The following is a 9,555-nucleotide window of genomic DNA, read 5'->3' as shown; positions in this document are numbered from 1 at the left end:
TTGCTGGCCGGCAAGGGCGGGCTCAACCTCACGCACAGCGAGCCGATCGAGCCCTTCACCCAGCGCTACGGCGCGCGGGCGGCGGAGGTGGCGCCGTGGCTGGCAGCCTTCAGCCCGCAGGCGATGCGCGACTGGGCGGCGGCCTTGGGCGTCGAGACCTTCGTCGGCAGCTCGGGCCGGGTGTTTCCCAGCGACATGAAAGCGGCGCCGCTGCTGCGCGCCTGGCTGCACCGGCTGAAGGCCGCGGGCGTGCGCTTTCACCAGCGGCACCGCTGGCTGGGCTGGACCGAAGACGGCGCTGCGCTGCGCATCCAGGGCCCGGCCGGCGAGTTCAGCCTGCAGCCGCGCTGCACCGTGCTGGCGCTGGGTGGTGCCAGCTGGCCGCAGCTGGGCTCCGACGGCCGCTGGGTGCCGCTGCTGCAGGCCCAGGGCGTGGACGTGGCGCCGCTGCAGCCGGCCAATTGCGGCTTCGAGGTGGCGCGGCCCGATGGCCAGCGCGGCTGGAGCGAGCACCTGCGCAGCCGCTTTGCCGGCGCGCCCATCAAGCCGGCGGCGCTCAAGTTCACGGCGCATGACGGCGGCAGCTTCGAGCGTGCCGGCGAGTTCGTGCTCAGCGACTACGGCGTGGAAGGCAGCCTGGTGTATGCCGTCTCGGCCCTGCTGCGCGACACGCTGGCCGCGGAGGGCGCGGCCACGCTGCACATCGACCTGCTGCCCACCTTCGATGCTGCGCGCGTGCTGGACGAAGTGCGCCGCCCCCGCGGCACCCGCAGCCTGGCCACGCACCTGAAGAGCCGACTGGGCCTGGCGGGCGCCAAGGTGTCGTTGCTGCATGAGCTGCTGCCGCGTGCGCAGCTGGACGATGCGGCCGCGCTGGCCACGGCCTTGAAGGCGCTGCCGCTGACGCTGGTGGCGCCGCGGCCGGTGGCCGAGGCCATCAGCACCGCCGGTGGTGTGCGGCTGGAGGCGCTGGACGAGCAACTGATGCTGCGCCAGCGGCCCGGCGTGTTCGTGGCCGGCGAGATGCTGGACTGGGAAGCGCCCACCGGCGGCTACCTGCTGCAGGCCAGCATGGCCAGCGGGCTGCAGGCCGGCCGTGCGGCGGCAGCCTGGCGTTGAGCGGCGCTTTGCGGCCCACAAGCCGCGTTCACAACGCGTGCGTCACCAGCTTGAAGTCCGGGTCTTCCGGGTAGGGCTTCACCTCGAAGCCCAGCCCGCGCATCAGCTTGAGCATGCCGGGGTTGTTGGTCAGCACCAGGCCGTCGATCTCCGACAGGCCCTTTTCGCGCGCCACGTCCATGATGCATTCCATCAGGCGTGAGCCGATGCCCTTGCCGGCATAAGCATCGGCCACCACCAGCGAGAACTCGCAGCTCGACTGGTCGGGGTTGGTGACGTAGCGCGAGACGCCGATGATGCGTTCGGTCTCGACGATGCTGCCGTCGGTGGCGGCGGCGCGCTGCTTGTGCACCGCCACCAGCGCCATCTCGCGGTCGTAGTCGATCAGCGTGAAGCGCGCCAGCATCGGCGGCGGCAGCTGCGTCATCGAGCTGACGAAGCGGAAGTAGCGGCTCTCCGGCGACAGGCTTTGCACCAGCGCCTGCAGCATCTGCGCGTCGTTGGGGTGGATGGGCCGCACGGTGTATTCGCCGCCGCCGCGCATCGGCCACACCTGCTCGTAGCGGGCCGGGTAGGGCAGGATGGCCAGGTGGTTGTAGGGGCTGGCGCCGCTGCCCATGCCCGCGCCCATGCTCACGCTCAATGAAGCACTGTCCACGATGATGCGCGCGTCCACCGCCACCGCACCCGACTCGTCGACGATGATGGGGTTGATGTCCATCTGCCGCAGCTGCGGCAGCTCGCACACCATCTCCGAGACCCGCAGCAGCACCCGCTCCAGTGCGTCCATGTCCACCGGGCTGGCGCCGCGCCATTCCACCAGCGTCTCGGCCACGCGTGAGCGTTCGATCAGCCGCCGCGCCAGGAACTGGTTGAGCGGCGGCAGCTCCATCGCGCGGTCGCGGATCAGCTCGATCATCGTGCCGCCGGCACCGAACATGATCACCGGGCCGAAGGGCTCGTCGGTCACCAGGCCGATGCAGATCTCGCGGCCACGCTGCGCGCGCGCCATCTTCTGCACCGTCACGCCGTTGATGCGGGCGCCCGGCTGCAGCCGCGCCACCCGTTCCACCATGTCGTTGTAGGTGTCGCGCACCCCGGCGCCGTTGAGGATGTTCAGCGCCACGCCCTGCACGTCGCTCTTGTGCGTGATGTCGGGCGAGTCGATCTTCAGCGCCACCGGAAAGCCCAGCTGCGTGGCGATCATCATCGCCTCGTTGGCATTGCGGGCCAGGATGGTGTTGGTCACCGGGATGTGGAAGGCCGACAGCAGCGTCTTGGACTCCATCTCGGTCAGCACCTTGCGGCGCTCGGCCAGCACGCTTTCGATCACCAGGCGCGCGCCTTCGATGTCGGGCTTGGCCAGCGTGGACAAAGGCGGCGGCGTCTGCTGCAGCAGCAGCTGGTTCTGGTAGAACGAGGCGATGTTGCCGAAGGCGCCCACCGCCGCCTCGGGCGTGCGGAAGTTGGGGATGGCCGCTTCGTTGAGCTGCTGGCGTGCCGTGCTCACCGAGGCGTCGCCCATCCAGCAGGCCAGCAGCGGCTTGTTCAGCGTGGGCTTGATGGCCACCAGCGCCGCGGCCACCGCGGCCGAATCGCCGCCCGCCTTGGTGGAATAGATCGCCAACAGCCCGTCGATCTGCCGGTCGCGCGAAGCGGCTTCGATGGCGGCGCGGTAGTGCTCGGCGGTGGCGTCTTCCGAGAGGTCGATCAGGTCGGCCAGCGAAGCCTGCGGCGGCAGCTGCGGCTGCAGCGCGGCCACCGACTCGGCCGACAGCCGGCCCATCTGCAAAAAGATCTCGTTGACCCAGTCGGCCGCCAGCACGCCCGGCCCGCCGCCGTTGGTGATGATGGCCAGCCGCTTGCCCACCGGCCGGTAGCGCGAAGCCAGGCACTTGGCGGCCGAGAACAGCTCGACGAAGGAACGCACCCGCACCGCGCCGGCGCGGCGCAGCGCGGCATCGAACACGTCGTCGGCGCCGACGATGGTGCCGCTGTGGGTGTGGGCGGCCTCGTTGCCTGCCGGCTTGCGGCCGGCCTTGAGCACCACCACCGGCTTGGCATTGGCGGCCGAGCGCAGCGCACTCATGAAGCGGCGCGCGTTCGAGATGCCTTCCAGGTACACGATGATGCTGTGGGTGTGCTGGTCGCTGGCCAGGAAGTCCAGCACCTGGGCGATGTCCACCGCGGTGTTCGGCCCCAGCGACACCACGGTGGAAAAGCCCACCGCGTTGTTGCGCGCCCAGTCCAGCATCGACGAGGTGAGCGCACCGGACTGCGACACCAGCGCCAGCGAGCCGTTGCGCGCCAGCGGTCCCAGCGCGCTGGCATTGAGCTGCAGCCGCGGCCGTTGCAGCCCCAGGCCGTTGGGGCCCAGCAGCTGCACGCCTTCGCGCCGCGCGATGCGCTTGAGCTCGGCGGCCAGCCGCTCGTCCACGCCGGCCGAGACGACCAGCGCCGCCCGGCAGCCGATGCGCCCGGCCACCTCCAGCGCGGCGGTCAGGTCCTGGTGGGGCAGGGCGATGATGGCCAGGTCGGCCCGCGTCTGCGCCAGGTCGGCCAGCGTGCCGCTGGTGTGGATGTCCAGGAAGGCGAGGGTGCCGGCAAAGCGCTGGGCGCGCAGCGCCTCGCGCAGCGTGCGCGCCTGCGGCGTGAGCGTGTCGGGCGCGTCGGCATCGCCGGCCAGCACCACGATGGATTCAGGGGCGAGAAGGGGCGAGAGGTAGTGCTTGTCCATGGGTGCTGTCGGGCTTCGGTCAGTCGGCGCCGATCAGCACTTTGACATGGGCGGCCACGCTGCGCGCCAGCGGGCTCAGCACATAGCCCCCTTCCAGGCACGAGACGATGCGCCCGCCGCAGTGGCGCCCGGCCACCGCCATCAGCTGGCGCGTCACCCATTCGTAGTCGGCTTCCACCAGGCCCAGGTTGCCCATGTCGTCCTCGCGGTGCGCGTCGAAGCCGGCCGAAACGTAGATCAGCTGCGGCCGGAAGGCCTCCAGCGCGGGCAGCCACTGGCCGTTCACCGCGGCCCGGAAGGCCTCGCTGCCCGATCGGCTGGGCAGGCCCACGTTCACCATGTTCGGGCCGGTGGCCTGGTCGCCATTGAAGGGGTAGAGGCCGCGCTCGAAGATGGAGCACATCAGCACCCGCTCGTCGCCGCGGAAGATGTCTTCGCTGCCGTTGCCGTGGTGCACGTCGAAGTCGATCAGCGCCACCCGCTGCAGGCCGTGCACGTCCAGCGCATGGCGGATGCCCACCGCCACGTTGTTGAAGAAGCAAAAGCCCATGGCCGCCGCCCGCTCGGCATGGTGGCCGGGCGGCCGCACGCAGCAGAACGCGGTGGGCGCTTCGCCGCCCAGCACCAGGTCGGTGGCCTGCACCGCGGCCCCGGCCGCCCGCAGCGCCGCCTGCACGGTATGCGGGCACATGGCGGTGTCGGGGTCGACCTGCCGATGCCCCTCGGCCGGTGCGCTGGCCAGCAGCTCCTGCACGTACATGGCCGAGTGGGCGCGCGCCAGCTGCTGCGGCGTGGCCAGCGGCGCGTCGTAGGGATTCATGTAGTCCAGCAGGCCCTTGACCAGCAGCAGGTCGTGGATGGCGCCCAGGCGTTCGGGGCACTCGGGGTGCTGCGGGGCCATCTCATGGCGGGCGCAGTCGGCGTGGGTGATGAAGGCGGCTAACACGGCATGGCTCCTCGACCGGCCCCCGGCTCGGTCGGCCGGGTGGGTGCAGCCAGTCTAGAAGTGCCAAGCCTGCGGTTTGCTGACGTGGCGCAAGTCATGGCGCATTGAGGCAAGCCCCCAAGTCTGGGGCGCCCTGTGCAGTAAGTCGCACTTTGCGCTTCAGAAACATGCGGGATCAGCCGATGCCATCTGACAGACATGCTGGTCGCGCACATTTCCTGCGTAGGTGCCGGTGTCGAACGCCACCGCCCCCAAGGAGACCCCGATGTCCTGGCTTGCCCTGCTTCATTCGCCCGAAACGCCCGGTGTCGACGCCCCTGCGCCGATGCAGCCTGCCGCCGGCAGCCGGCTCGAACGCCACATCTCGACCGGCGTCGCGGTGCTGGCCATGCTGGCGGGCATCGCCGTGGCGCTGCACTGAACCCTTTCACGCCGGGACGGCGCTGCCGGCCGCCCCGTCCTGCGGTGGCACACTTCGGGCCCTTTCCCGTGGTTTCCCGTGCCTGCCTTGGACAAGATCCTGTTGCAAATCGCCGCCGAACTGCAGGTTCGCCCGGCGCAAGTCAAAGCCGCCGTCGATCTGCTGGACGGCGGTGCCACCGTCCCCTTCATCGCCCGCTACCGCAAGGAAGCCACTGACGGCCTGGACGACACCCAGCTGCGTGATCTGGAAGCGCGCCTGGGCTACCTGCGCGAGCTGGAAGACCGCCGCGCCGCGGTGCTCAAGAGCATCGAGGAGCAGGGCAAGCTGACGCCCGAGCTGCGCGCCGCCATCGAGGCCGCGCCGACCAAGCAGGAACTGGAAGACCTGTACCTGCCCTTCAAGCCCAAGCGCCGCACCAAGGGCATGATCGCCCGCGAAGCCGGCCTCGAGCCGCTGGCCGACAAGCTGTTTGCCGACCCTTCGCTGGACCCGATGGCCGAAGCCGCGGCCTTCCTCAATGCCGATGCCGGCTTTGCCGATGCCTTCGCGGTGCTGGACGGCGTGCGCGACATCCTCTCCGAGCGCTGGGCCGAAGACGCCACCCTGGTGGGCCCGCTGCGCGAATGGCTGTGGGAAGAGGGCCTCTTCACCTCGCGCCTGCTCGACGGCAAGGACGAGCAGAACGCCGACGTCGCCAAGTTCCGCGACTACTTCGACTATTCGGAGCCCATCCGCAGCGTGCCTTCGCACCGGGCGCTGGCGGTGTTCCGCGGCCGCACGCAAGAGCTGCTGGAAGCCAAGCTCAAGCTCGATGAGGTGCTGCAACCCGGCCAGCCCAGCCTGGCCGAAGGCCGCATCGCCCGCCACCTGGGCTGGAGCCATGCCAAGCGGCCGTCGGACGACCTGATCCGCAAATCCATCGGCTGGACCTGGAAGGTCAAGCTCAGCCTCAGCATCGAGCGCGACCTGTTCGCCCGCCTGCGCGAAAACGCCGAGGCCACCGCCATCAAGGTGTTTGCCGAGAACCTGCGCGACCTGCTGCTGGCCGCACCGGCCGGCAAGCGCGTGGTGATGGGCCTGGACCCGGGCATCCGCACCGGCGTCAAGGTGGCGGTGGTGAGCGACACCGGCAAGGTGCTGGATACCTCCACCGTCTACCCGCACGAGCCGCGGCGCGACTGGGAAGGCTCGCTGCACACGCTGGGCCGCCTGGTGGCGCAGCACGGCGTCAACCTGATCGCCATCGGCAACGGCACCGCCAGCCGCGAGACCGACAAGCTGGCCGCCGACCTGATCAAGCGCGTGCAGTCCCTGGCGCCCGACGTGCAGCTCACCAAGGTGGTGGTGAGCGAGGCGGGGGCCTCGGTGTACTCGGCCAGCGAATTCGCCAGCAAGGAGCTGCCCGACCTGGACGTGAGCCTGCGCGGCGCCGTCTCCATCGCCCGCCGGTTGCAGGACCCGCTGGCCGAGCTGGTGAAGATCGACCCCAAGAGCATCGGCGTCGGCCAGTACCAGCACGACGTCAACCAGAGCGAGCTGGCCCGCACGCTGGACGCGGTGGTGGAAGACTGCGTGAACTCGGTGGGCGTGGACCTGAACACCGCTTCGGCGCCGCTGCTGGCGCAGGTGTCGGGCCTGTCCAACGCGGTGGCGCAGAGCATCGTGCGCTGGCGCGATGCGCATGGCGCCTTCCGCAACCGCAAGCAGCTGATGGACGTGGCCGGCCTGGGCGCCAAGACCTTCGAGCAGGCCGCGGGCTTTCTGCGCATCCGCGATGGCGACAACCCGCTGGACCAGTCGGGCGTGCACCCCGAGACCTACCCGGTGGTCGAGAAGATCATCAGCAGCACCGGCCGGCCCATCCAGGAACTGGTGGGCAATGCCGACGTCATCCGCAAGCTCAAGCCCGAAGCCTTTGCCGACGAGCGCTTCGGCGCCATCACCGTCAAGGACATCCTGGCCGAGCTGGAAAAGCCCGGCCGCGACCCGCGCCCCGACTTCAAGGTGGCGCGCTTCAACGACGGCGTGGAAGACATCAAGGACCTGCAGCCCGGCATGACGCTGGAAGGCACCGTCAGCAACGTGGCCCAGTTCGGCGCCTTTGTCGACCTGGGCGTGCACCAGGACGGCCTGGTGCATGTGAGCCAGCTCAGCCACAAGTTCGTCAACGATGCGCGCGAGGTGGTCAAGACCGGCGACATCGTGAAGGTGAAGGTGCTGGAGGTGGACCTGGCGCGGGGCCGCATCTCGCTGACCATGAAGCTGGACAGCGCGGTGCCCGCCAAGGGCGGCGACGGCGGCGGCTACCGCCCGCCCAGCCGCGACCAGCGCGCCCCGCGCAGCCGTGCGCCCGAGCCGGCGGCCGGCGGCGCGATGGCCGCCGCCTTCGCCAAGCTGCAAGGCCGCAAGTGAGCAGCGACGCCCGGCCGCCGCGGCGTGTGGTGATGGTGGCGCACAGCCACATCCTGGGCGGCATGGAGCGGCGGGTGGTCTCCACCTCGGCCGCGCTGGCCGAACGCGGCCACCAGGTGGCCTTCGCCGGCCCGCTGGACGGCTGGATGGGCGAGCGCATGTAGGCCGACGGCCACACCTGCCTGCATGTGCCCATGCACGGCATGTACGACCCGCTCTCGGCCTGGAAGCTGGCGCGCTTTGCCCGCCGCTGGCGTGCCGACGTGCTGCACGGCCAGGCCCAGCGCGGCGGCCGCTATGCCGACTGGGCCAGCCGCTGGAGCGGCGTGCCGGCGGTGGCCAGCGCCAATTCCATGGTGTCGTGGCGCTGGTTCCGGCCGCAGATGCGGTTGCTGGCCGTCTCCCACGCGGTGCGCGACCATCTGGTGCAGCACGGCCTGCCGGCGCAGCAGGTGGAGGTGGTGTATTCGGCGGTGCCCGACATCGGCATGCAGCCGGCGCGCGAAGGCGCGCCCACGCCGGCCCAGCCGCTGCAGCTGCTGATGAATTCGCGCCTGGTGGACGTCAAGGCCCACGACGTGGCGGTGGATGCACTGAAGCTGCTGCCCGACACGCTACCGGTGCACCTGTCGATCACCGGCGCCACCGACACCGCCTGGGCCGCGCAGATCCGCGAGCAGGTGCAGCGTCTGAACCTGGGCGACCGCGTGACCTTCCTCGGCCAGCGCAAGGACATTCCCGAGCTGCTGGCCGCCTGCGACGTGGTGCTGGCGCCTTCGCGGCACGAGGCCCTGTCGCTCACGCTGATGGAAACCTGCGCCGCCGGCCGGCCATCCATCGCCACGCAGGTCGGCGGCAATGCCGAGATCATTGCCGAGGGGCTGAACGGGTTGCTCGTGCCGCCGGACAATGCGCAGGCGCTGGCCGATGCCATCGTGCGCGTGGGCGCCGACCCGGCACTGCGCCTGGCCATGGGCCGCGCGGCGCGGCAGGTGTTCGAGCAGCGCTTCACCGCCGACATCATGGTGCGGAACACGGTGGCCGCCTACGATGCGGCCGGCGACGCCCAGCGCTAGGCCGCGCCCCGACTCCGGCAACGCCTCGACATTCAGCAAGGAAGCCCCGATGCCCGGCATCTCCATCTTTATGTACCACCAGGTGGGCCGCTTCCCGCCGATGAAGGCCCACCGCGCCGGCTACTGCGACGTGGACAAGTTCCGCGCGCAGATGCGGGCGCTGAAGTGGCTGGGCGTGAAGGTGCTGTCGATGACCGACGCGCTGGCCGCGCTGCAGGGCCGCGCGCCCATGCCCGAGCGGGCGGCGGTGCTCACCTTCGACGACGGTTGCGAGAACTTCTACGAGCATGCGGTGCCGGTGCTGCAGGACTTCGGCTACCCCGCCATCTCGTACGCGGTGGCCGGCGCGGCCGGCAGCGGCGGCACCTGGCTGGCCGGCCACGGCCGCGGCACGCCGCCGCTGATGAGCTACGCCCGCCTGCGCGAGATCGCCGGCCTGGGCATCGAGGTGGGCAGCCATGCCTTCAGCCACATCCGCCTGGCCGAGCAGCCGGCCGACGTGCAGCGCGCCGAGATGCGCGACAGCCGCCAGCGCCTGCAGCAGGAGCTGGGGCGCGAGGTGCCGCATGTGTGCTACCCCTATGGCTCGCACAACCTCGACACGCTGCGTGCCGCCGCAGAGGCCGGCTACAGCAGCGGCGTCACCTGCCAGCGCGGCGCGGCCACGCCGGGCTTCGATCCGCTGGCGCTGCCGCGCAAGGCCATCTCGTACGGCGACAACGCGCTCGGCTTTCTGTGGAAGCTGTACCTGAAGGACACGCCGAAGGGCCAGGCGCTGGCCCGCCCCGGCCATGCGATGGCCACCGCCTGATACGTTTGGGGGGCGCAGGCCGCCCGCAGG

Annotated in this window: 8 protein-coding genes; 6 read left to right on the top strand and 2 right to left on the bottom strand. The window is 70.7% G+C overall.

What is annotated here, in order from left to right; genetic code table 11:
• Nucleotides 1–1,119, top strand: a 1,119-nt coding sequence (locus ABNT58_RS07890; protein WP_348752953.1) for a TIGR03862 family flavoprotein, incomplete at its 5' end; no start/stop codon positions are given.
• Between the two features lie 28 nt (nucleotides 1,120–1,147).
• On the opposite strand, the gene ABNT58_RS07885 is transcribed toward ABNT58_RS07890, so the two are convergent.
• Both ABNT58_RS07885 and ABNT58_RS07880 read right to left on the bottom strand, forming a co-directional pair.
• Nucleotides 1,148–3,856 (bottom strand): bifunctional acetate--CoA ligase family protein/GNAT family N-acetyltransferase, encoded by a 2,709-nt coding sequence (locus ABNT58_RS07885; protein WP_348752952.1) that lies wholly within the window; start codon nucleotides 3,854–3,856, stop codon nucleotides 1,148–1,150.
• Between the two features lie 19 nt (nucleotides 3,857–3,875).
• Nucleotides 3,876–4,802, bottom strand: a complete 927-nt coding sequence (locus ABNT58_RS07880; protein ID WP_348752951.1) for a histone deacetylase family protein — start codon at nucleotides 4,800–4,802, stop codon at nucleotides 3,876–3,878.
• Nucleotides 4,803–5,067: 265 nt separating this feature from the next.
• Here ABNT58_RS07880 and ABNT58_RS07875 point away from each other — a divergent pair, with 265 nt between their 5' ends.
• From ABNT58_RS07875 to ABNT58_RS07855, 5 genes are all read left to right on the top strand, one after another.
• A complete protein-coding gene (locus tag ABNT58_RS07875) occupies nucleotides 5,068–5,223 on the top strand; it encodes a hypothetical protein (RefSeq protein WP_348752950.1) in 156 nt (51 codons plus the stop codon).
• Between the two features lie 87 nt (nucleotides 5,224–5,310).
• On the top strand, nucleotides 5,311–7,638 hold the full coding sequence (locus tag ABNT58_RS07870; protein ID WP_348752949.1) for a Tex family protein: 2,328 nt from the start codon (nucleotides 5,311–5,313) through the stop codon (nucleotides 7,636–7,638).
• Nucleotides 7,635–7,802: a hypothetical protein gene (locus tag ABNT58_RS07865; RefSeq protein ID WP_348752948.1), complete on the top strand. Its 168-nt coding sequence runs from the start codon at nucleotides 7,635–7,637 to the stop codon at nucleotides 7,800–7,802. The genes ABNT58_RS07870 and ABNT58_RS07865 overlap by 4 nt, the downstream gene beginning before the upstream one ends.
• A 30-nt stretch (nucleotides 7,803–7,832) precedes the next feature.
• The gene (locus ABNT58_RS07860; protein ID WP_348752947.1) at nucleotides 7,833–8,714 is read left to right on the top strand and encodes a glycosyltransferase family 4 protein; all 882 of its coding nucleotides are present in this window, start codon (nucleotides 7,833–7,835) and stop codon (nucleotides 8,712–8,714) included.
• Between the two features lie 49 nt (nucleotides 8,715–8,763).
• Nucleotides 8,764–9,525, top strand: coding sequence for a polysaccharide deacetylase family protein (locus ABNT58_RS07855; RefSeq protein ID WP_348752946.1), 762 nt, complete (start codon nucleotides 8,764–8,766; stop codon nucleotides 9,523–9,525).
• Nucleotides 9,526–9,555 lie beyond the last annotated feature (30 nt).

The organism is uncultured Aquincola sp. (assembly GCF_964001545.1).
Classification (GTDB): domain Bacteria; phylum Pseudomonadota; class Gammaproteobacteria; order Burkholderiales; family Burkholderiaceae_C; genus Aquincola.
The sequence above is the reverse complement of the archived record's forward strand: the minus strand, read 5'-3'. Positions and strand labels throughout refer to the sequence as shown.